The sequence below is a fragment of the Methylobacterium sp. AC690 genome (assembly GCF_979256535.1).
In genome coordinates this window covers 1-19,147 of the sequence record NZ_CEEDOX010000018.1, presented here as the reverse complement: position 1 = coordinate 19,147, position 19,147 = coordinate 1, and the positions used below count along the sequence as shown (strand labels likewise).

At 70.9% G+C, this 19,147-nt stretch carries 21 protein-coding genes; 14 read left to right on the top strand and 7 right to left on the bottom strand.

Features of this window, described 5'->3' with window-relative positions; genetic code table 11:
* The first annotated feature begins 52 nt into the window (after positions 1–52).
* From glpX to AC0IY1_RS19900, 3 genes are all read left to right on the top strand, one after another.
* Positions 53–1,039 carry a class II fructose-bisphosphatase gene (glpX, locus tag AC0IY1_RS19910; protein ID WP_055949950.1) on the top strand — a complete coding sequence of 329 codons (987 nt, stop codon included), beginning with the start codon at positions 53–55 and terminating at the stop codon, positions 1,037–1,039.
* 588 nt (positions 1,040–1,627) lie between these two features.
* A complete protein-coding gene (locus tag AC0IY1_RS19905) occupies positions 1,628–3,295 on the top strand; it encodes a methyl-accepting chemotaxis protein (protein WP_471771783.1) in 1,668 nt (555 codons plus the stop codon).
* A 76-nt stretch (positions 3,296–3,371) separates the two neighbouring features.
* Positions 3,372–4,169, top strand: coding sequence for an SGNH/GDSL hydrolase family protein (locus tag AC0IY1_RS19900; RefSeq protein WP_471771781.1), 798 nt, complete (start codon positions 3,372–3,374; stop codon positions 4,167–4,169).
* A 55-nt stretch (positions 4,170–4,224) separates the two neighbouring features.
* Here the strand turns inward: AC0IY1_RS19900 and AC0IY1_RS19895 are convergent, their stop codons facing one another.
* The 4 genes from AC0IY1_RS19895 to AC0IY1_RS19880 form a co-directional block, all read right to left on the bottom strand.
* On the bottom strand, positions 4,225–5,100 hold the full coding sequence (locus AC0IY1_RS19895) for a tetratricopeptide repeat protein (protein WP_471771779.1): 876 nt from the start codon (positions 5,098–5,100) through the stop codon (positions 4,225–4,227).
* Between the two features lie 273 nt (positions 5,101–5,373).
* On the bottom strand, positions 5,374–6,483 hold the full coding sequence (locus AC0IY1_RS19890) for a 5-(carboxyamino)imidazole ribonucleotide synthase (protein WP_471771778.1): 1,110 nt from the start codon (positions 6,481–6,483) through the stop codon (positions 5,374–5,376).
* A gap of 47 nt (positions 6,484–6,530) precedes the next feature.
* Positions 6,531–7,028 carry a 5-(carboxyamino)imidazole ribonucleotide mutase gene (purE, locus tag AC0IY1_RS19885; RefSeq protein WP_471771776.1) on the bottom strand — a complete coding sequence of 166 codons (498 nt, stop codon included), beginning with the start codon at positions 7,026–7,028 and terminating at the stop codon, positions 6,531–6,533.
* A 136-nt stretch (positions 7,029–7,164) separates the two neighbouring features.
* Positions 7,165–7,383, bottom strand: a complete 219-nt coding sequence (locus AC0IY1_RS19880) for a YdcH family protein (RefSeq protein ID WP_055949968.1) — start codon at positions 7,381–7,383, stop codon at positions 7,165–7,167.
* A 194-nt stretch (positions 7,384–7,577) separates the two neighbouring features.
* Between AC0IY1_RS19880 and AC0IY1_RS19875 the strand changes: the two genes are divergently transcribed.
* From AC0IY1_RS19875 to AC0IY1_RS19850, 6 genes are all read left to right on the top strand, one after another.
* Positions 7,578–7,760, top strand: coding sequence for a YdcH family protein (locus AC0IY1_RS19875; RefSeq protein ID WP_055949971.1), 183 nt, complete (start codon positions 7,578–7,580; stop codon positions 7,758–7,760).
* A gap of 261 nt (positions 7,761–8,021) precedes the next feature.
* The gene (locus AC0IY1_RS19870; RefSeq protein ID WP_471771774.1) at positions 8,022–9,962 is read left to right on the top strand and encodes a propionyl-CoA synthetase; all 1,941 of its coding nucleotides are present in this window, start codon (positions 8,022–8,024) and stop codon (positions 9,960–9,962) included.
* 155 nt (positions 9,963–10,117) lie between these two features.
* Positions 10,118–11,236 (top strand): NADH:flavin oxidoreductase/NADH oxidase, encoded by a 1,119-nt coding sequence (locus AC0IY1_RS19865; RefSeq protein ID WP_471771773.1) that lies wholly within the window; start codon positions 10,118–10,120, stop codon positions 11,234–11,236.
* Positions 11,237–11,321: 85 nt separating this feature from the next.
* A complete protein-coding gene (locus AC0IY1_RS19860) occupies positions 11,322–11,684 on the top strand; it encodes a hypothetical protein (RefSeq protein ID WP_055949978.1) in 363 nt (120 codons plus the stop codon).
* Positions 11,685–11,863: 179 nt separating this feature from the next.
* Positions 11,864–12,031 (top strand): hypothetical protein, encoded by a 168-nt coding sequence (locus AC0IY1_RS19855; RefSeq protein ID WP_181017303.1) that lies wholly within the window; start codon positions 11,864–11,866, stop codon positions 12,029–12,031.
* A gap of 26 nt (positions 12,032–12,057) precedes the next feature.
* Complete coding sequence (locus tag AC0IY1_RS19850) at positions 12,058–12,354, top strand: hypothetical protein (RefSeq protein WP_103709498.1); 297 nt, start codon at positions 12,058–12,060, stop codon at positions 12,352–12,354.
* A gap of 8 nt (positions 12,355–12,362) precedes the next feature.
* On the opposite strand, the gene AC0IY1_RS19845 is transcribed toward AC0IY1_RS19850, so the two are convergent.
* Positions 12,363–13,169, bottom strand: coding sequence for a phosphodiester glycosidase family protein (locus AC0IY1_RS19845; RefSeq protein WP_471771886.1), 807 nt, complete (start codon positions 13,167–13,169; stop codon positions 12,363–12,365).
* Between the two features lie 290 nt (positions 13,170–13,459).
* Between AC0IY1_RS19845 and AC0IY1_RS19840 the strand changes: the two genes are divergently transcribed.
* Positions 13,460–13,969, top strand: a complete 510-nt coding sequence (locus tag AC0IY1_RS19840) for a hypothetical protein (protein ID WP_103709497.1) — start codon at positions 13,460–13,462, stop codon at positions 13,967–13,969.
* A gap of 86 nt (positions 13,970–14,055) precedes the next feature.
* Here AC0IY1_RS19840 and AC0IY1_RS19835 read toward each other — a convergent pair whose 3' ends face one another.
* Positions 14,056–14,454, bottom strand: a complete 399-nt coding sequence (locus tag AC0IY1_RS19835; RefSeq protein ID WP_471771771.1) for a DUF4174 domain-containing protein — start codon at positions 14,452–14,454, stop codon at positions 14,056–14,058.
* A gap of 191 nt (positions 14,455–14,645) precedes the next feature.
* Here AC0IY1_RS19835 and AC0IY1_RS19830 point away from each other — a divergent pair, with 191 nt between their 5' ends.
* The 3 genes from AC0IY1_RS19830 (at position 14,646) to AC0IY1_RS19820 (ending at position 17,601) form a co-directional block, all read left to right on the top strand.
* Positions 14,646–15,662 (top strand): NADP-dependent oxidoreductase, encoded by a 1,017-nt coding sequence (locus AC0IY1_RS19830; protein WP_471771769.1) that lies wholly within the window; start codon positions 14,646–14,648, stop codon positions 15,660–15,662.
* Positions 15,663–15,869: 207 nt separating this feature from the next.
* Entirely contained in the window at positions 15,870–16,451 is a 582-nt protein-coding gene (gene ssb, locus AC0IY1_RS19825; RefSeq protein ID WP_471771767.1) for a single-stranded DNA-binding protein, read from the top strand.
* A gap of 157 nt (positions 16,452–16,608) precedes the next feature.
* A complete protein-coding gene (locus AC0IY1_RS19820) occupies positions 16,609–17,601 on the top strand; it encodes a DUF808 domain-containing protein (RefSeq protein ID WP_471771765.1) in 993 nt (330 codons plus the stop codon).
* Here the strand turns inward: AC0IY1_RS19820 and aroQ are convergent.
* Positions 17,598–18,062, bottom strand: coding sequence for a type II 3-dehydroquinate dehydratase (aroQ, locus tag AC0IY1_RS19815; protein WP_471771764.1), 465 nt, complete (start codon positions 18,060–18,062; stop codon positions 17,598–17,600). The genes AC0IY1_RS19820 and aroQ overlap by 4 nt on opposite strands.
* A gap of 141 nt (positions 18,063–18,203) precedes the next feature.
* Here aroQ and AC0IY1_RS19810 point away from each other — a divergent pair, with 141 nt between their 5' ends.
* The gene (locus AC0IY1_RS19810) at positions 18,204–19,037 is read left to right on the top strand and encodes a 3-oxoadipate:acetyl-CoA acetyltransferase (RefSeq protein WP_471771762.1); all 834 of its coding nucleotides are present in this window, start codon (positions 18,204–18,206) and stop codon (positions 19,035–19,037) included.
* The last annotated feature ends 110 nt before the right edge of the window (positions 19,038–19,147 follow it).

Sequence of the window (19,147 nt, the reverse complement as noted above, 5' to 3'; positions counted from 1 at the left end):
CATTTTAGTTCATAAGGAGCGCCCGAGAGAGGCGCAGGGGCGCGAGGCTCACATGTCTGGTGGCAATTTGGAATCGCGCGCGCCGGTGGCCCGGTCCCTGACGCTGGAGCTGGCGCGGGTGACGGAGCGGGCCGCGATCGCCGCCGCCCGCCTGCGCGGACAGGGCCGCGAGAAGGAGGCCGACCAGGCCGCCGTCGATGCGATGCGCCTCGAGCTCAACCTGCTGCCCATCGACGGCACCGTGGTGATCGGGGAGGGCGAGCGCGACAACGCCCCGATGCTCTATATCGGCGAGCGCCTGGGCACCGGCGACGGTCCGAAGGTCGACATCGCCGTTGATCCCCTGGAGGGCACCACCCTCTGCGCCAAGGACATGCCCGGCGCCATCGCGGTGACCGCTCTGGCTGAGGCCGGCTCCCTGCTCGCCGCCCCCGACGTCTACATGCAGAAGATCGCCATCGGCCCCGGCTACCCGGCCGGCCTCGTCGATCTCGACGCCAGCCCGGCCGACAACATCGGCGCGCTGGCCCGTCACAAGGGCGTCGACCCGGCCCAGATCACCGCCATCATCCTCGACCGACCCCGGCACATGCAGCTCGTCGCCGCCGTGCGGGCGACGGGGGCCGGCATCCGCCTGATCTCGGACGGCGACATCGCGGGCATCATCCACACCGCCAATGCCGACGCGACCGGGGCGGACATCTACCTCGGCATCGGGGCGGCCCCCGAAGGTGTCATCGCCGCCGGCGTGCTCCGCTGCATCGGCGGCCACATGCAGGGCCGCCTGATCCTCGACAGCTACGACAAGCGCGAGCGGGCCGCCCAGATGGGCATCAGCGATCCGAACCGGAAGTACGAGCTGCACGACATGGCCCGGGGCGACGTCATCGTCGCCGCCACCGGCGTCACCGACGGCGCCCTGCTAAAGGGCGTCCGCTTCCGGCCCGGCCTGATCGAGACCGAGACCGTGGTCTATCGCTCGGCCAGCGGCACCGTCCGGCGCATGCTCTGCGAGCACCGCCTGCTGGGCGACGCCTGAGCGGGAAAGATCCGGGCTCGGACCAGGCGAAGGCGCTGTCTCGGCCCAGGCCCCCAGAGCTCGGCACGACCGCCGCAAGATCGCGTACAGTCACGCCGGTTCCGTGCGAGAGCGGACGAAAGGTTGCCCCTCCGAGGATCGCCGGCCCGACAGATTCGGCCGAGAATCGGCGCCGCCGTCCTGCGGACGACATCCGAGTCGGGCAGCCCGGCTGACGCCGGGATCTGTCGCTCTCGGTACAGGCTACTGCGGATTCCATGTTCCTCTATTCTGGACTTGCGATGTCCAAGTCCTCCGCTCGACAAACCATGGATCGTCGGCACCGACGGACTGCCGAACACGAAATTTCATCGTATCGAACATTGATCGCACCAGGTTATCGATAGAACACAACGCAATACTCCGAATGAATGCTGAAATCCGCCCGGACGATCATCACGAAAATGTTTATGGGCACGCCAAAGCTATCGATCCGGAAATAAAGCGGCCTTCATCACTTCGGCAGACAAGGTTGGTCCATGAAACCGGAGCCGTCCGTCGAACCGACGGGGGACCGGATACCCGACCGTCTTTCCGGCAGATCACCGCATGCTCACCACCATCAAAGGCCGCCTGGTCACGCTGCTTGGCGTGATGGGTTTTCTGCTGCTCCTCGCCTCGGGGATCGGCAATTTCGCCCTGTCGGCGAATCACCAGAGCTTCAACACCGTCTTCGGCGACCGCATCGTCCCGCTGCGGCAGTTCAGCCTGATCCGCGATGCCTATGACGATCTGCTGGCGACGTCGCGCGCGCTGCGAAACCGGCAAGGGGAGGCCGGCCAGGCCCGCGCGAAGATCGAGGCGGACCTCACCAGTCTCGGGACTCAGTGGTCGGCCTACCTGGCGACCTACCTCACCCCGGAGGAGAAGGGCCTCGCCGCCGAGATGCAGCGTCGGATCGACCACAATGCCGCGATCGCGGCCGACATCCTGCACCGCCTCGCCTCCGGCGGCACGCCCGACTTCGACGCGACCCACGCGGCTCTGGTTAAGGGCCTGGAGGAGGCCAACGCCGTCCTGAGCAAGCTCACCGCGCTGCAGGTCCGGGAGGCGCAGACCGAGTTCGACCGCGCCGAGACCCATTCGGGCCAGTCGCGCCTGGCGCTGCTGGCCCTCGTCGCCCTGGCCACCGCCGCCATCGGCTTCGGCCTCTACACCGTGCTGGCCCTGGTCGTGCGCCCGCTCGGCGGCATGACCGGCACCATGGCCAAGCTGGCCGACGGCGACGTCACGACCGACGTGGCGGGCGCGCAGCGCCGGGACGAGATCGGCGCGATGGCCCGGGCGGTCCAGGTCTTCAAGGACGCCATGATCGCCAAGCGCGACGCCGACGCCGCCGCCGCGATCGAGAGTGCCGCGAAGATGCGCCGGGCCGAGATCCTGGACGCCGCGACGCGGGGGTTCCAGGCGCAGGTCTCGCGCCTGACCCACGGCCTGTCCTCCGCCGCCACCGAGATGGAGGCCACGGCGCGGGCGATGAGCCGCACCGCCGACCAGACAGCCGGGCAATCCCTCAGCGTCGCCTCGGCCGCCGAGCAGACTTCGGCCAATGTCCAGACGGTGGCGGCCGCGAGCGAGGAGATGGCCTCGTCGATCGGTGAGATCGCCGCCCAGGTCGCCCGCTCGGCCGCGATGGCGGAGCGGGCCTCCGAGAACGCGGCCGCCACCGACACGATCATCCTCGGCCTCGCCGAAGGGGCCGAGCGGATCGGCACGGTGGTGGGGCTCATCTCGGGCATCGCGGCCCAGACGAACCTGCTGGCGCTGAACGCCACCATCGAGGCGGCCCGCGCCGGCGAAGCGGGCCGGGGATTCGCGGTGGTCGCGGGCGAGGTCAAGGAGCTGGCCTCCCAGACCGCTCGGGCCACGGCGACGATCTCGGACCAGATCACGACGATCCAGGGCGAGACCCGCCAGGCGGTCACGTCGATCCGGACCATCGGCGCGACCATCGCCGAACTGCGCAGCATCGCCATCGGCGTCGCGGCGGCGATGGAGGAACAGGGGGCGGCCACCCAGGAGATCGTCCGCAATGTGACCCAGGCCGCCCAGGGCACGCAGTCGGTGACCGTCAGCATCGGCAGCGTGACCCAGGCCGCCGGTGAGACCGGAGCGGCCTCGGCCCAGGTCCTGGCCGCCGCGTCCGACCTCGCGCGCCAGTCCGAACAGCTCAGCGCCGAGGTTTCGGGCTTTCTCGCCACCGTCCAGGCCGCCTGAGCGGGCTTGCCCGTCGGTCGGCTTTCGGGGCTGACGCCGGACGCCCCGGATGCCGGGGCCGGCATCGGGAGAACGGATGAGCGGTTCCGACGACACCCGCCCGCGATCCGGGCCCCGGCGCGGCCTGCTCGCCGGAGGCCTCGGAGCGGCAGCGCTCGGCGCTCTGTTGCTGGGGGCCGGGCTGCTAGGACACGGAGTGCCGGGGGCCGGACGCATCCTCGGGACTGAGGACGCGGTTCGGCGCAATCGCCAGATCGCCGATGCCCACCTCGCCGCGCGTCTGCCGGCGATCCGGGCGGCGCTGGCGACGGCGCGGCCGGGCTTCCTGTTCCTGGCGGGCAACTCGCACGCCGAGCTCCTCGGGAACGCCCTGGCCGGCCGGGCCGACGTGGTGAATGGCGGGATCGGCGGCACCTCGGCCCGTCGCTACGCGGGCGAGATCGACGGCTTGAGCGTCCCCGTCCGGGCCGGAGTGGCAGTGCTGTTCGTCGGCACGAACGACATCCTGCGGCGGGCCGACCCTCTGTCGGCGCGCACCGCGGGCGGGTTCGCGGCGGCGACGGCGCGCCTCCTCACGTGGCTGGGAGCGCATGCGGATCGGGTGCTGGTGGCGGCGGTACCGCCGATCGGGCCGGGCGCCGAGGCGGAGCGCGATCCGGCGGCGGTGGCGGCCTACACGGCGATCCTGCGCGGGCTCTGCGCGCGGCAGGGCTGCCGGGTCTTCGACCCCTTCGCGGATCTGCGCGACGGGCCACCGGGCCTGACCACGCAGGCGGTGCCGCCGGACGGCGTGCACCTGCGCGACTACGACGCCCTGGCGGCCGGGCTCGAGACGCAGCTGCGTGCGCTGACGGCCGTTCCGCCGCCGGACTGAGCAGGCGGCGGCACGACGGATGCGGGGGCGACGCCGAGCCCCCGCGCGGGCTCGGTCAGTTGAACAGCGAGCCGACGCCGCCCTGGACGCGGCCGAGGCCCTGCTTGGCCACCGCGTTGCCGGGCTCGATCTGCGCGGCGCGCTGGTAGCTCTCCACCGCCTCCTTCTTGCGGTTGGACTTCTCGTAGGCGAGGCCGCGATAGGCCCAGGAGGTCGCGTCCTTGTTGTTGACGTTGAGCGCCGCGTTGTAGTCCTCGATCGCCTTGTCGTACTGGTTGGTGGCGATCAGGCTCTGGCCGCGGGCCGCGTAGGGCGCCGCCACGAAGGGGTTCCGGTCGATGGCGGCGTCGAAATCCGCGATGGCCTGGGTGTTCTGGCCCTGCTTCTGACGGACGAGGCCGCGCGCGTGGTAGGCCTCGGCCGATTCCGGCGCCAGGCGGATCGCTTGGTTGAGGTCGGAGGTGGCGCCCTCGAGGTCACCCTGGGCGCGCAGCACGTTGGCGCGGCCGATATAGGCCGGAGCGTAGTTCGGATCCGCCGAGATCGACTTCGAGAAGTCCTGCAGCGCGGCATCGTTGCGGCCGATTTGGCGGTTGGCCAGGGCGCGGTTGTTGTAGGCCGAGGCTGAATTCGGGTCGATCTGCACCGCCTTGGTGAAGTCGCCGATGGCGTCGTTGAACTGGCCGGCGCGGGCATAGGCGGCGCCGCGGGTCACGTAGGCCGCCGCGTCGTTGGGATTGCGCTGGATCACGTCGGTGAGCGAGGCGATGTTGACCGTGGTGGCGCCCGTCTGGTCGGATTCGAGCACGGCGAACTGGCGCGACGCGGTGGCACCGCCGCCATAGGTCTCGCAACCGGCCAACGCGGCCGCCACGAGCGCCGTGGCCCCGATCAGCCCCGCCTTCGATGCCCGCAGCTTCAAAACCGTCATGGTCCTCGCTCCCCCCGGCGTCGCGCGCGACACCGCCCCCGATTCGATTGCGTCCCGTGCCGGTCCCCGCATGAAGGGGGCCGGTTGCGCCGGCACCATCCCGCATCGCGGTGAATGCGCGCTTAAAGTCGGCGACGGGTTCCGCTCAAGCGGTCGGATGTGGCGAAGGTATGGCCCACCCGACCCGCCGCGCCGAAACGGCCGGCGGGACCGTCGGTTGCCGGGTCGGTGTCACAATCGCGCCGCGGTTCGGGCGGCGGTTCGGGAGGCGTCTCAGGGTCTCGGCAGGAGCTGGGTGACGTGGCCCATCTTGCGGCCCGACCGGGCCTCGCCCTTACCGTAGAGGTGGAGTTGCGCCCCCGGCCGGGCGAGGATCGCGGCCCAGTCGTCGACGTCGGCGCCGATCAGGTTGTGCATCTCCACCGCCATGCCGCCGACCCGGGCCGAATCGCCCAGCGGCCAGCCGCAGACCGCCCGGACGTGCTGGGCGAACTGCGAGGTCGTCGCGCCCTCGATGGTCCAGTGGCCGGAATTGTGGACCCGCGGGGCGATCTCGTTGACCACGACCCGGGCGGGCCCGTCACCTTGCGGCACCAGGAACATCTCGACGGCGAGCACGCCGACATAGTCGAGCGCCTCGGCGATGCGGCGGGCGATGCCGATGGCGGCCGCCTCGGTCTGCGGCGCGATGCCGGGGGCGGGGACGCGGGTGACGGCCAGAATGTGGTCGCGATGCTCGTTGGCGCAGGGGTCGTAGGCCGCGAAGGCCCCGTCGGTCCCGCGGGCAGCGACCACCGAGACCTCCGCCTCGAAGGGCACGAAGCCCTCCAGGATGCAGGGCGCACCGTTGAACTCGGCCAGGATCGCGGCGGGATCGACCGCGCCCTCGGCCCGGATCATGCGCTGGCCCTTGCCGTCGTAGCCGAAGCGGCGGGTCTTCAGCACCGCCGGGCGGCCGATCTCCGAGAGTGCCCGGGCAAGGTCCTCGGCCGTGTCCACCGCACGGAACGGCGCGGTCTCGATGCCGAGTTCGTTGATGAAGCGCTTCTCGGTCAGCCGGTCCTGCGTCGTGGCGAGCGCCGCGGCGTTCGGGTGCAGCGGCGCCTTCGCGGCCAGGGCCTCGGCAGCCTGGGCCGGGATGTTCTCGAACTCGTAGGTGACCACGTCGACGCTCGCCGCGAAGCGCGCCAGGGCCGCGACGTCGTCGTAGGCCGCGATGGTGGCCTCGGCCGAGACGTCGAAGGCCGGGCTGTCGGCATCGGGGGCGAAGACGTGGACCCGCAGGCCATAGGTGGCGGCCGCGAGGGCGATCATGCGGCCGAGCTGGCCGCCGCCCACGATGCCGAGGGTCGCGCCGGGGCGGATGTCGGGGAGGGCGGTCACGGCGATTCGCTTTTCAAGACACGTTACAGGTCACGGCGGAGGAGAACTTACGGCAGGTCGGTCACCGGGGTCTCGGCGACGCTCGCGGTCTGCGCGGCGCGCCAGGCTTCGAGCCGCGCGGCGAGGCCGGGATCGGTGAGGGCGAGGATGGCGGCGGCGAGCAGGGCGGCGTTGACGGCGCCCGCCCGGCCGATCGCCAGGGTGCCCACCGGGATGCCGGCGGGCATCTGCACGATGGAGAGCAGGCTGTCCTGTCCCGACAGGGCCTTCGATTCCACCGGCACGCCGAGGACGGGGAGGGGGGTCATCGCCGCCGTCATGCCCGGCAGGTGAGCGGCGCCGCCGGCCCCCGCGATCACCACCTGGAATCCCTCCGCCTTGGCACCCTTGGCGAAGGCGACGAGGCGGTCGGGCGTGCGATGGGCCGAGACGATGCGGTCGTCATGGGCGACGCCGAGCGCATCCAGCGTCTCGGCGGCATGCCGCATGGTCGCCCAGTCCGACTGGCTGCCCATAATGATCGCGACCGGGGAGGCTGCCGCCATGGTCGTCAGATCCCTTCGCGATCATGTGGTGGACGGGCCGTGCGACGCGCGGCGGCCCCTGGAACGCCGAATACAAAAGCGACGGCGCGCCCGCAAGGCGCGTCCCGCACGGGCCGCCGCCCGCCGGGAGGCCCGGTCAGGCGATGATGTCGGGGGTGATCTGGTCCTCGAGATACGAGATCCGGTCGCGCAGGGAGAGCTTGCGCTTTTTCAGGCGCTGGATCTGCAGCTGGTCGGCCACCACCCCGACCTCGAGGGCATCGATCGCGCCGTCGAGGTCGCGGTGCTCCTGCTTCAGCCGCGCCAACTCGTCGGCGGGTTCCACCGACGCATCGTTATCGAACTGGACCGCCATCGCACCTGATGTCCCGGGACGCTTTCGCGGCAGACCATGCGACAGCCGCTCGGCCTGGGCAAGAACCCGCCGCGCCTCCTGCACAACCATCCGCCTGCACAAACATCCGTCAAGCCTAGCCGTCGATAGGCTTCGACAGCCGGCTGATCATATGTCAGTCTGGCCGCGTCGAAACGAGACAGGAGACACAGCTCATGTCACTGCAGACGCACCTGACCCAGCTCGCCCGGAAGCACGAAGCCCTCGAGCAGGAAATCCACGACGCCACCCTCCGACCCTCGGCGAACGATCTGCGAATCGCAGAACTCAAGAGACGCAAGCTCCACCTCAAGGACGAGATGAACCGCCTGCGAAGCGGATCCGACCAGCTGCATTAGCGGCTGCTCCGGCCCCACCTCATCGTCTCTCGAATGTTCGCCGCCGCCCCTGGTCCCCAGGGCGGCGGTTTTGGTTTCAGCATCCTCGCGCCCCTGGTCCCCAGGGCGGCGGTTTTGGTTTCCGCCGGCTACGTAGCACGGAGGGCGGGCGCAAAAGTCTGCGGTTCACGCTGTTCGGCCGGATGGCGCAGCAGTCCGACGCCGCAAATTCCGCTAGAGTGCGGAGAAACCGGCAGCACGACCGGTTGCGCAGGATACGCCATGGACGCTACGCCCCACGCCCCGAATCCATTGCCCGGCCGCTATGCCGAGGCCCATGCGGCGTCCCTGCGCGATCCGGAGGCGTTCTGGTTGGACGCGGCCCGGGCGATCGACTGGTCCAGCCCGCCCACCCGCGCCTTCGACGGGGCGGCCGGCGCCTATGGCCGCTGGTTTCCCGACGCCACCCTGAACGCCTGCCACAACGCCGTGGACCGGCACGTCGCGGGCGGTCGCGGCGACCAGGCCGCGATCCTGTACGATTCGCCCGTCACCGGCACGAAGCGGCGCATCACCTACGCCGCGTTGCACGGCGCGGTGGCGGTGCTCGCCGGGGTGCTGCGCGACCTCGGGGTCGGCCGGGGCGACCGCGTCGTCATCTACATGCCGATGGTGCCCGAGGCCCTGTTCGGGATGCTCGCCTGCGCCCGCCTGGGCGCGGTCCATTCGGTGGTGTTCGGTGGCTTCGCCGCCAACGAACTCGCGATCCGTATCGAGGATGCCGCGCCCAAGGTGATCCTCGCCGCCTCCTGCGGCCTCGAGCCGAGCCGCGTCGTCGCCTACAAGCCGCTCCTCGACGCCGCCATCGCCGCCTCGTCGCACAAGCCGACCGCCTGCCTGATCCTGCAGCGCCCGCAGGCGGCGGCCGACCTCGTGCCGGGGCGCGACCACGATTGGGCCGAGACGGTGGCGCGGGCGGAGGCCGGGGACCGGCGGGCGGCCTGCGTGGACGTCGCGGCCACCGACCCGCTCTACATCCTCTACACCTCCGGCACGACGGGAAAGCCCAAGGGCGTGGTGCGGGATACCGGCGGCTACTGCGTCGCGCTGACCTGGTCGATGCCCAACCTCTACGACGTGGCGCCGGGGGAGACCTACTTCTGCGCCTCCGACATCGGCTGGGTGGTGGGCCATTCCTACATCGTCTACGCGCCCCTCCTGCACGGCTGCACCACGGTGCTCTACGAGGGCAAGCCGGTGGGCACGCCCGATGCCGGCGCCCTCTGGCGGGTGGTCGCCGAGTACGGCGCCGCCTGCCTGTTCACGGCGCCGACGGCCCTGCGGGCGATCAAGAAGGAGGATCCGCGCGCCGAGCGGGTCGGCACCTACGACCTGTCGGGCTTCCGCTCCCTGTTCCTGGCCGGCGAGCGGGCCGACCCCGATTCGGTGGCCTGGGCGGAGCGGGCCCTCGGGCGTCCCGTGATCGACCACTGGTGGCAGACCGAGACCGGCTGGGCCATCGCGGGCAATCCCGTCGGTCTCGGCCAGCTCCCGGTCAAGCACGGCAGCGCCTGCGTGCCGATGCCGGGCTACGACCTCGCGGTGCTGGACGAGGCCGGCAAGCCGGTGCCCGCGGGCACGATGGGCACCATCGCGTTGAAGCTGCCCCTGCCGCCCGGCTGCCTGCCCACGCTCTGGGGCTCGGAGGAACGCTTCCGGTCGAGCTACCTCGCCACCTTCCCGGGCTGGTACGACACCTCGGATGCCGGCATCGTCGATACCGACGGCTACGTCACCGTGCTCGGCCGCACCGACGACATCATCAACGTCGCCGGGCACCGGCTCTCCACCGGCGGCATGGAGGCGGTGCTGGCGAGCCATCCCGACGTGGCCGAATGCGCGGTGATCGGCATTCGCGACGCCCTGAAGGGCGAGCAGCCCTGCGGCTTCGTCGTGCTGAAATCGGGGGTGGATCGCCCGACCCAAGCGATCGAGGGCGAGCTCGTGGCCCTGGTCCGCGAGCAGATCGGCCCCGTGGCGGCCTTCAAGCTGGCCTTGACCGTGCAGCGGCTTCCGAAGACCCGCTCGGGCAAGATCCTGCGCGGAACCATGAAGCGCATCGCCGACGGCGAGCCCTGGACCACCCCGCCGACCATCGACGATGCCGGTGTCCTCGACGAGATCGGCGTCAGCCTGAAGAACCGGGGGATCGGCGCGGGCTAGGCAGAAACGGGAGGCCGGGCACGAGTCGCTGGGCACGCGTCGCCGCGGACGAGTCGCCGAGGACAGATCGCAAAGGACGGGTTGGCGGGAGACGGGTAGCCAAGCGCGCGCCGACGCGCCACCTATGCTGGGATGCAGCCAAGCCGGAGCCCCGCATGACCGCCCGCCTGTTCGAGCCCCTGCGCCTCGACAATCTCACCCTCGAGAACCGGATCATCGTCGCGCCGATGTGCCAGTACTCGGCCCATGCGGGCCAGGCCGGCGACTGGCACCTCATGCATCTCGGGCAGATGGCGATGTCGGGGGCCGGGCTGCTCACCCTGGAGGCGACGGCGATCTCGCCGGAGGCGCGGATTTCGCCCACCGACCTCGGGCTCTACTCCGACGAGACCGAGCGCGCGCTGGGCCGGGTCCTGGACGCGGTACGCGGCGACGCCCCCGTGCCGATCGCGATCCAGATCAACCATGCGGGCCGCAAGGCCTCCAGCCGCGCCCCCTGGGACGGCGGTGCCCAGATCGACCCCGAGGCGCCGGACGGCTGGCGCACGGAAGCGCCCTCGGCCCTGGCGCACGGGGAGGGTGAGGCGGCGCCCCACGCCCTCGATTCGGAAGGGCTGAAGCGCATCCGCGACGGCTTCGTCGCCACCGCGCGCCGGGCCTTGCGCCTGGGCATCGACGGCTTCGAGCTGCACGGGGCACACGGCTACCTGCTGCACCAGTTCCTGTCGCCGCTCTCCAACCAGCGCACCGACCAGTATGGCGGCACGCTCGCCAACCGGATGCGCTTCCCGCTCGAATGCTTCGAGGCGGTGCGCGAGGCCGTGCCGGCGGGCAAGCCGGTCTGGATGCGGGTCTCCGCCACCGACTGGGTCGACGCGGGCTGGACCCTGGAGGAGACGGTGGAACTCGCCCACGCCCTGAAGCGCCGGGGCGCGGCCGCGATCCACGTCTCCACCGGCGGCCTCTCCACACGCCAGCAGATTCCCCTCTCGGCCGGCTACCAGGTTCCGTTCGCCGAGCGGATAAAGGCCGAGACCGGCCTCACCACCATCGCGGTCGGGCTCATCACCGAGGCCGCCCACGCGGAATCGATCCTGGCCCAGGGCCAGGCCGACGCGGTCTCCCTGGCGCGGGCCCTGCTCTACAATCCGCGCTGGCCCTGGCACGCGGCCGCCGAGCTCGGGGCTCAGGTGCGCGCCCCCCGGCAGTACTGGCGCTCGCAGCCGCGCCAGTTCAAGGACCTCTTCATCGACACCCGGCACGGACAGCGCTGAGCCTGCCTCACGGCGGGCCCGGTCACCGACCGCTCTGCATCGACCACCCCGCTGCGGCGGGCATTCCGGAAGAGACACACGCACCATGGACGACGACGACGACGTCACGACCTTCGCGGTGGAGCGGGTCCGCCTCGACATCGAGAACGGCATCACCCTGATCTCGGGGGCCGACGACGAGGAGGAGCCGGCGGGCTACTTCATCATCCAGATCGAGAAGGGCGATCCGGACGGGCCGCTGATCGAGGTCTTCGGCGAGGACCTGACCCAGTCGGACGGCGTCACCCGGCTCGAACTCGGCCTGCGCCACCTGCAGTTCGCCTTCGACCCGGGCAGCACCATCGGGGCCGAGATGCCGTCCGTCCGCATCGAGTCCCGCACGGAGATCCCGGAGGGCGTGCGCGCCCGCCTGTCCGTGGCGTTCGGCAAGCGCGCGAAGCGCGCGTGAGACTGAGACCGGGCAAGCGCGCGAAGCGCGCATGAGACGGAGACCGGCGAAGCGCGCGTGAGACCAAGAACGTGCGCGAAGCGCGCGCGAGACGGAGAGCCTGTGCGGAGCGCGGCCGACATCAGGACGCGCGCGGAGCGCACGTGAGATCAACCCAGAACGAGGCAAAGAGGAATTCCGTGGCGATCAAGGTCGGCGACTACGTCGCATCCGACGACAACGAGGCCACCATGACGGTGGTGGCCCTGGAGGGGGACCGGGCGCTCTGCCGTTGGTTCGTCGACGGCGACGTCGACGGCGACGAACAAGAGGCCTGGATCGACCTGGCGACGCTGACCGTTCTGTAGACGGGGCAAACGGAGCCGGAGGGACCATGTCCGAGATCGAGGAGAAGCGGCACGAGATCGCCGAGTTGATCGCGCTGGAACTCGGCCTCGGCGACCTCGAAGGCTTGAGCGCGGCCGACCGGGCCGCCGTGGACCGGCAGACTGCCGAGACCATCGCGGGCTGCGGGGCGGACAGCCCGGACCCCGCCGACTGCACCGAGGCCAACATCCGCCTGCGCGGCCTGCTGCAGCAGTATCGCGCCCTGCAGATCCTCCGGAGCGACGAGGCCGATGCGCGGCTGGCGGAGGAGGGCGAAGTCTTCGGCCGCGAGGACGATGCCTGAGGCGGTCCTCAGCGCGCCACCGCCCCGACCATCGGGCCGAGGGGGCGGCTGAGGTCCGAACGGTTCATCGACGGGGCGTAGAGACTCGACACGCTTCCGTCGAGGAAGAGCGCGTTGCGGCAGCCGAGGGTGTCCTTGAACAGCCGCGCGAAGGCGCCGAAGCTCACCGGGCGCTCGGAGATCGCGAAGACGGCGGTGCGACCGTCGTCGCGGACCCCGACCCCGTTGCGGATCTTCTGACTCGGGCCGTCGGCGGAGATCTTGGGGTGGATATGCCCGTCCACGACGAGCATCGGCCCCGACTGCGTGGCGAAATCCGGCTTCGGAGCGCTGCGCAGGTAACGGCCCGTCTCCATCACGCCGGCGCGCTCGCCCTTGACCCAGAAGATGCCGTTCGGCTTCAGGTGAAAGTTGCCCGGTCCGTTGGCGGTGGAGACGCCCTTCAGCTCGCGCCCGTCCTCGATGTAGAGCCCGACCGGGGCTTGGCCCTTGTCGTACATGCCGGCATTCATCGCGAAGCGTAGGCCGGCCCCCTGCTTCTCGGCCAGGGTCGAGAGCGAGGAATAGGGCAGGCCGTCGGCTCCGAGCCAGAACAGCCGCACCCGCTCGCGGCGCAGGTCGACCGTGCAGACGGTGTAGGCCTCGCCCTCCGCCTGGACGGCCCGGCAAGGGGCCGAGGTCGGGGCCGGGGCCGGGGCAGCCGCCGGCGCGGCCAGCGCCGGACCGCCGAGGGCGAAACCGAGGCAGGCGGCGCTCAGCAAGGTGGCGCGCACCAGGGCGGCGCGCAGCAGGGCGGGGACCGGGAAGCGGCTCATCCGAAGGCGAGCCCGCACGACATCCTGCACCATGGTCACCCGCATCGTCCCCGACCGCGCCCGCCGGAGGATCGAAGCGGCCGGCCACGCTTCCTCGCCCGAAACCCCGGGCGATTTCAAGGGCGGTCACCGGGGCCGGACGTCGCGCGCTTGACCAGGACCCAGAACCCTTGACGTGGACGTTGCGGGCTTCACGATGACGGGAGAGGCAAAACGCGCATGAACCCTTCCGGGTGCCACGGCGTTTGAGCGTCCAAGGGGACGTTTCGGCTTCTTTCGGAGACGATGTGATGAAACGAGTTGTTCTGGCCTCGGCGGCCATGATCGGCGCGCTCGCGATGATTCCCGCCACGGCGGAGGCGCGCGGCGGTTTCGGCGGCGGTGGCTTCCACGGTGGTGGGTTCCACGGCGGCGGCTTCGGTGGCGGTGGCTTCCGGGGCGGATTCGGTGGATTCCGGGGCGGCTTCGGCGGCGGCGGCTTCCGCAATGCCGGCTTCGGTGGCTATCGCGGCGGCTTCGGCGGCTACCGCGGTGGGTTCGGTGGCTACCGCGGCGGCTATTACGGTCGCGGCTACGGTCGCGGCTACGGCTACGGCCTCGGCGGATTGGGTCTCGGCGTCGGCCTCGGGCTGGCAGCGGGTGGCCTCTACGGTGGCTACGGCCCGGGTTACGGCTACGGCTACGCCCCGGTCGGTTACGGCGCCTACGATTACGGTTACGGCGGCGGCTGCTACACGGTCCCGCGCGTGCGCTGGACGCCCTACGGCTACCGCCGGGTGCTGGTCGAGCGCTGCTACTGATCGGATCGCCCGATCTGATTCGCGATCGGGTTCTCGGAGGGGCCGCCGCAAGCGGCCCCTTTTTTCGTCGGCTGCCCGTCCGTGCCTCAGCGGCGGCGCTCGTCCCGGCGCATTGGCATCGCGTCGATGGTCTCGAACAGCGCGTCGGCCCGAATCGGCGCCGTCTCGGTGCGCTTGGCCTCGCCGTCCTTGCCCACCAGCACCACGCGAAAGCCGTGTCCCGGCAGTCCGAGGGCCGCGCGCAGGCGCCGTGCCTCAGGCGTGTCGCCGAAGGCCTCGCGGATGACGAGATCGCGCTCCTTCATGCCGGCGCGGGCGTTCTCCAACTCGCCGCGCTGGGCCGTGACGCGCGGATCGCCGGCCTCGGGCGCGGAGATCACCAGCACCCGCGACCTCCAGCGGTCGTGCGCCAGCGGGTTCTCGGCCGCCTGGGCCGCCGTGACGCCGAGCAGCATCGCCCCGATCATCCGCCATCCGCGTGCCATCCTGACCTCTCCCGTGCCGGTCCCCGTCCCGGGACAACGCGGGGAGGGCACCCCGGACCCGTCGCCCGACCCGCGCGGAATTGTCATCGGCCGCTTCCGTCCCATCTGTCGGGGGATCTCCCGACCGGGCGCGGCCGCCACGCACCCGTCGCCCATCGCGAAACGCTTCGCGAACCCCCCGGAGGCCCCGCATGACCAACGTGAACCGCCGCATCGTCCTCGCCGCCCGTCCGCACGGTGAGCCGAACGCCTCGCATTTCCGGCTCGAAGAGGCGCGGATGCCGGTGGCGAAGGCGGGCGAGGTGCTGCTCGCCAACCACTATCTCTCCCTCGATCCCTACATGCGCGGACGCATGAGCGCGGCGAAATCCTACGCCGAGCCGGTGGCGATCGGCGACACCATGGTGGGCGCCACCGTGGCGGAGGTGATCGAGTCCCAGCATCCCGACTACCGTGTCGGGGAGACGGTGGTGGGCTTCGGCGGCTGGCAGGACTTCGCCGTCTCCGACGGGCGCGGCCTGCGCCGCCTCGATCCCGAGGCCGCCCCGGTCACCACCGCCCTCGGCATCCTCGGCATGCCCGGCATGACGGCCTATACGGGCCTCCTCAACATCGGGCAGCCCAAGGCCGGGGAGACCGTGGTGGTGGCCGCCGCGACCGGACCGGTGGGCTCCCTCGTCGGACAGATCGCCAAGCGCAAAGGCGCCCGGGCGGTGGGCATCGCAGGCGGCCCCGAGAAATGCGCCTTCCTGCGTGACACCCTCGGCTTCGACGCGGCCGTCGACCACCGCGCCGAGGATTTCCCGGATGCGCTGGCCGCCGCCTGCCCCGACGGGATCGACGTCTATTTCGAGAATGTCGGCGGCGCGGTCTTCGACGCGGTGCTGCCGCTCCTGAACAACTTCGCCCGTATCCCGGTCTGCGGCCTCGTCTCCGGCTACAACGCCACCGAGCTGCCGCCCGGTCCCGACCGGGTGCCGGTGCTGATGCGCGCGATCCTGTCGAAGCGCCTGCACGTCCAGGGCTTCATCGTCTGGGACTTCGCCGCGCAGGAATCCGCGTTCCTGCAGGACGTGGGGGCTTGGCTGCGCGAGGGCCTCGTGGTCCATCGGGAAGACATCGTCGACGGTCTCGAGAAGGCCCCGGACGCCTTCGCGGGCCTGCTCCAGGGCCGGAATTTCGGCAAGCTCATCGTCCGGATCCGCTGAGCGGACGGCAGGGCGCTTCCCCCAGGGGTGCCTTGCCGAAATGGTAGAACAAAGATAGAACATACAGGCGCCTCGACTCCCTGAGAGTCACGGGGACATCCCGCCGATCGCGATTGCCGCCGGGGGCCGAGAGGCCCATGACAGGGCGGCGTCCCGGTGGTTCGGGGCCGCAGCGCGCAGTGAGATCGATCGGTAGGAGAGAGCGGCATGGCCGGCAGCGTGAACAAGGTGATCCTGGTGGGCAATCTCGGGCGCGACCCCGAGACACGGCGCCTCGCCTCCGGTGATCCCGTGGTCAACCTGCGCATCGCCACATCGGAGTCCTGGAAGGACAAGATGTCGGGCGAGCGCAAGGAGAAGACCGAGTGGCACTCGGTGGTGATCTACAACGAGAATCTCGCCCGCGTGGCGGAGCAGTACCTGCGCAAGGGCTCGAAGGTCTACATCGAGGGCCAGCTACAGACCCGCAAATGGGCGGACCAGTCCGGCGCCGAGAAGTACACCACCGAGGTGGTGCTCCAGCGCTTCCGTGGCGAGCTGACTCTTCTCGACGGCCGCAGCGGCGGCGGTGAGATGGGCATGGACGAGGAGAGTGGCGGCCAGATCAGCCGTGGCGGCGATTTCGGCGGCGGTGGCGGTGGCGGCGGACGCGGCGGCGACCGCGGCGGGGAATACGGCGGCGGCCGCGCCTCGGGCGGCGGCGAGCGCCGGCCCTCTTCGGGCGGCGGCGGCGGTGGCGGCGGCGGTTCCAAGCCGAACTTCGACCTCGACGACGACATCCCGTTCTAGGGGCGACGCCAGGGCCGATGACCGAGCGGGACGCCAAGTCCCGACGGTCATCGGCACGGCTCCGGGATCAAATCGCCGCCTCGTTCGTCTCCTGTAAAGGCCAAGCTCGCCGCGACATTCCGCGCGCAGGGCTGCGGCCCGGCAGGCAGGGGTTCCCGTGAGCATCGGACTGATCGCGCTTCTGGATGACGTCGCGGGCCTCGCCAAGGTGGCGGCGGCCTCCCTCGACGATGTCGCGGCCCAGGCAGGCCGCGCCGGCGTGAAGGCGGCCGGCGTCGTCATCGACGATGCCGCCGTGACGCCCCGCTACGTGGTGGGCTTCGCCGCCGAGCGCGAGTTGCCCATCGTCGGCCGCATCGCCCTGGGGTCCCTGCGCAACAAGCTGCTGTTCCTGCTGCCCGCCGCCCTGGCGCTCGGCGCCTTCGCGCCCTGGGCGATCACGCCCCTGCTGATGCTCGGCGGCGCCTATCTCTCCTACGAGGGCACCGAGAAGGTCTACGAGGCCCTGTTCCCGCATCAGGCCCATGCCCACGAGGCGAAGCGCGACGAGGCCGCCGGCGACGCCCGGGCCCTGGAGGACCGGAAGGTCTCGAGCGCGATCAAGACGGACTTCATCCTCTCCGCCGAGATCATGGCGATCACCCTCGCGGCCCTGCCCGAGGGCTCCCTCTGGATGAAGTCGACGGTCCTGGCCGTCGTCGCAGTGGGGATCACGATCGCGGTCTATGGCGGCGTCGCCCTGATCGTGAAGGCGGACGATGCCGGGGTCGCGATGGCCGCCAACGGGTCGCGCTCGGCCTTCGGCAGTCTCGTGCGCGGCGTCGGCCGCGCCCTGGTCAAGGGCATGCCGGGCTTTCTCAAGATCCTGGCCATCGTCGGCACAGCGGCGATGATCTGGGTCGGCGGCGGCATCCTGGTGCACGGCCTCGAGGGCTACGGCCTGCCCCAGATCGGCCACGCCATCCACGCCGGGGCGGCCGGGGCGGCGGGCGTCGCTGGTCCTCTCGCCGGAACGGTCGAATGGCTCGTCACCGCGGCGGGCTCCGGCCTCGTCGGTCTCGTGATCGGCGCAGCCCTGATCCCGGTGACGAGCTTCGTCCTGGCGCCGGCCTGGAACAGCCTGGCCCGGCTGCGGACCAGGGCCGTCTAAGTCAGCCCGCCCGAGGTCTCGGAGGCGACGCGCAGGTGGGCGATGTGCCGGACGGCGAGTTCGTAGCCGTGTGTGCCGAAGCCCGCCATCACGGCGGTCGCGGCGAGCGAGACGTAGGAATGTTGGCGGAAAGCCTCGCGCCGATGCACGTTCGAGATGTGGCACTCGATGATCGGCACCTCGCAGGCGTTCAGGGCATCGAGGATGGCGATCGAGGTGTGCGTGTAGGCGCCCGGATTGATTACGATCCCGGCCGAGCCCACCCGATAGGCCTGGATCCAGTCGATGAGCTGGTGCTCGGCATTGCTCTGGTGAAAGGCGACGGCGAGACCGAAGTCCGCGGCCAGGGTCCGGCACCGGGCTTCCACGTCCGCCAGCGTCGCGTGCCCGTAGATGTGGGGCTCGCGCTGGCCGAGCAGATTGAGGTTCGGGCCGTTCAGGATCAGGATCGTGTCGTTCATGGGCGCCAGTCTTAAGGCGGGTGGGCGGGCCCGGAAAGGGTCCTGTCGCGCCCGGGGCGCCGCGCTTGCGGTCGCGGCCAATGCGGGCCATGCCGGGCGGGGAGGGGTGTCCATCGCCGTATCCGCACAGGAGGAAGTCTCATGAACGAGCCCGTCGTCATCGCCGTCGCGATCACCGGCTCGGTGCCCCGCAAATCCGACAATCCGGCGCTGCCGGTCACGGTGGCCGAGCAGATCGCCTCGACGCAGGCCGCCTACGAGGCCGGGGCCACCCTCGCCCATATCCACGTGCGCAACGACGACGAGACCCCGTCCTCGGATCCCGATCGCTTTGCCGCCGTCCAAGCGGGCTTGCGCCGGCACTGCCCCGGCATGGTGGTTCAGTTCTCCACCGGCGGACGCGGGCGCGACCCCGCGAGCCGAGGCCTATCCCTGCAGCATCGTCCCGACATGGCCTCGCTGTCCACGGGGTCGGTGAACTTCCCGACCATCGTCTACGAGAACCACGCGACCCTGGTGACGGACCTCGCGGGTCAGATGAAGCAGTTCGGCGTGCGCCCCGAAATCGAGATCTTCGACCTGTCGCATCTCCACGGCGCCCTGCACCTCGTGGAGGCCGGGCTGATCGATGACCGGCCCCACGTGCAGTTCGTCATGGGGGTGAAGAACGCCATGCCGGCGGACCCGCACCTCCTCGACCTCATGCTGGGCGAGATGCGCCGCATCCTGCCCCGGGCGACCTGGACGGCGGCCGGGATCGGGCGGCACCAAGCGGAGGTGATGGATTGGGCACTCGCCCGGGGAGCGCAGGCGGTACGAACCGGCCTCGAGGACAACATCCGGATCACCCGGGAACGCCTCGCCAGCGGAAATGCCGAACTCGTCGCCCTGGCGGCGGAGACGGTGCGGCGGCACGGCCGCGGGATCGCCACGCCGGCGGAAGCCCGTGCGATCCTGGGCTTGGCGCAAGCCTAGAACGCCGAGAGGCCCGTCGCGTGTGTTGCGCGACGGGCCTCTCGGCGTTTGGGTTTGGTTGCGGGGACAGGATTTGAACCTGTGACCTTCAGGTTATGAGCCTGACGAGC

Bases quoted from the DNA above. Each gene is read 5' to 3' on its own strand.
- glpX (WP_055949950.1), top strand. From the start codon at position 53: ATGTCTGGTGGCAATTTGGAATCGCGCGCGCCGGTGGCCCGGTCCCTG.
- AC0IY1_RS19905 (WP_471771783.1), top strand. From the start codon at position 1,628: ATGCTCACCACCATCAAAGGCCGCCTGGTCACGCTGCTTGGCGTGATG.
- AC0IY1_RS19900 (WP_471771781.1), top strand. From the start codon at position 3,372: ATGAGCGGTTCCGACGACACCCGCCCGCGATCCGGGCCCCGGCGCGGC.
- AC0IY1_RS19895 (WP_471771779.1), bottom strand. From the start codon at position 5,100: ATGACGGTTTTGAAGCTGCGGGCATCGAAGGCGGGGCTGATCGGGGCC.
- purE (WP_471771776.1), bottom strand. From the start codon at position 7,028: ATGGCGGCAGCCTCCCCGGTCGCGATCATTATGGGCAGCCAGTCGGAC.
- AC0IY1_RS19880 (WP_055949968.1), bottom strand. From the start codon at position 7,383: ATGGCGGTCCAGTTCGATAACGATGCGTCGGTGGAACCCGCCGACGAG.
- AC0IY1_RS19875 (WP_055949971.1), top strand. From the start codon at position 7,578: ATGTCACTGCAGACGCACCTGACCCAGCTCGCCCGGAAGCACGAAGCC.
- AC0IY1_RS19870 (WP_471771774.1), top strand. From the start codon at position 8,022: ATGGACGCTACGCCCCACGCCCCGAATCCATTGCCCGGCCGCTATGCC.
- AC0IY1_RS19865 (WP_471771773.1), top strand. From the start codon at position 10,118: ATGACCGCCCGCCTGTTCGAGCCCCTGCGCCTCGACAATCTCACCCTC.
- AC0IY1_RS19860 (WP_055949978.1), top strand. From the start codon at position 11,322: ATGGACGACGACGACGACGTCACGACCTTCGCGGTGGAGCGGGTCCGC.
- AC0IY1_RS19850 (WP_103709498.1), top strand. From the start codon at position 12,058: ATGTCCGAGATCGAGGAGAAGCGGCACGAGATCGCCGAGTTGATCGCG.
- AC0IY1_RS19845 (WP_471771886.1), bottom strand. From the start codon at position 13,169: ATGAGCCGCTTCCCGGTCCCCGCCCTGCTGCGCGCCGCCCTGGTGCGC.
- AC0IY1_RS19840 (WP_103709497.1), top strand. From the start codon at position 13,460: ATGAAACGAGTTGTTCTGGCCTCGGCGGCCATGATCGGCGCGCTCGCG.
- AC0IY1_RS19835 (WP_471771771.1), bottom strand. From the start codon at position 14,454: ATGGCACGCGGATGGCGGATGATCGGGGCGATGCTGCTCGGCGTCACG.
- AC0IY1_RS19830 (WP_471771769.1), top strand. From the start codon at position 14,646: ATGACCAACGTGAACCGCCGCATCGTCCTCGCCGCCCGTCCGCACGGT.
- ssb (WP_471771767.1), top strand. From the start codon at position 15,870: ATGGCCGGCAGCGTGAACAAGGTGATCCTGGTGGGCAATCTCGGGCGC.
- aroQ (WP_471771764.1), bottom strand. From the start codon at position 18,062: ATGAACGACACGATCCTGATCCTGAACGGCCCGAACCTCAATCTGCTC.
- AC0IY1_RS19810 (WP_471771762.1), top strand. From the start codon at position 18,204: ATGAACGAGCCCGTCGTCATCGCCGTCGCGATCACCGGCTCGGTGCCC.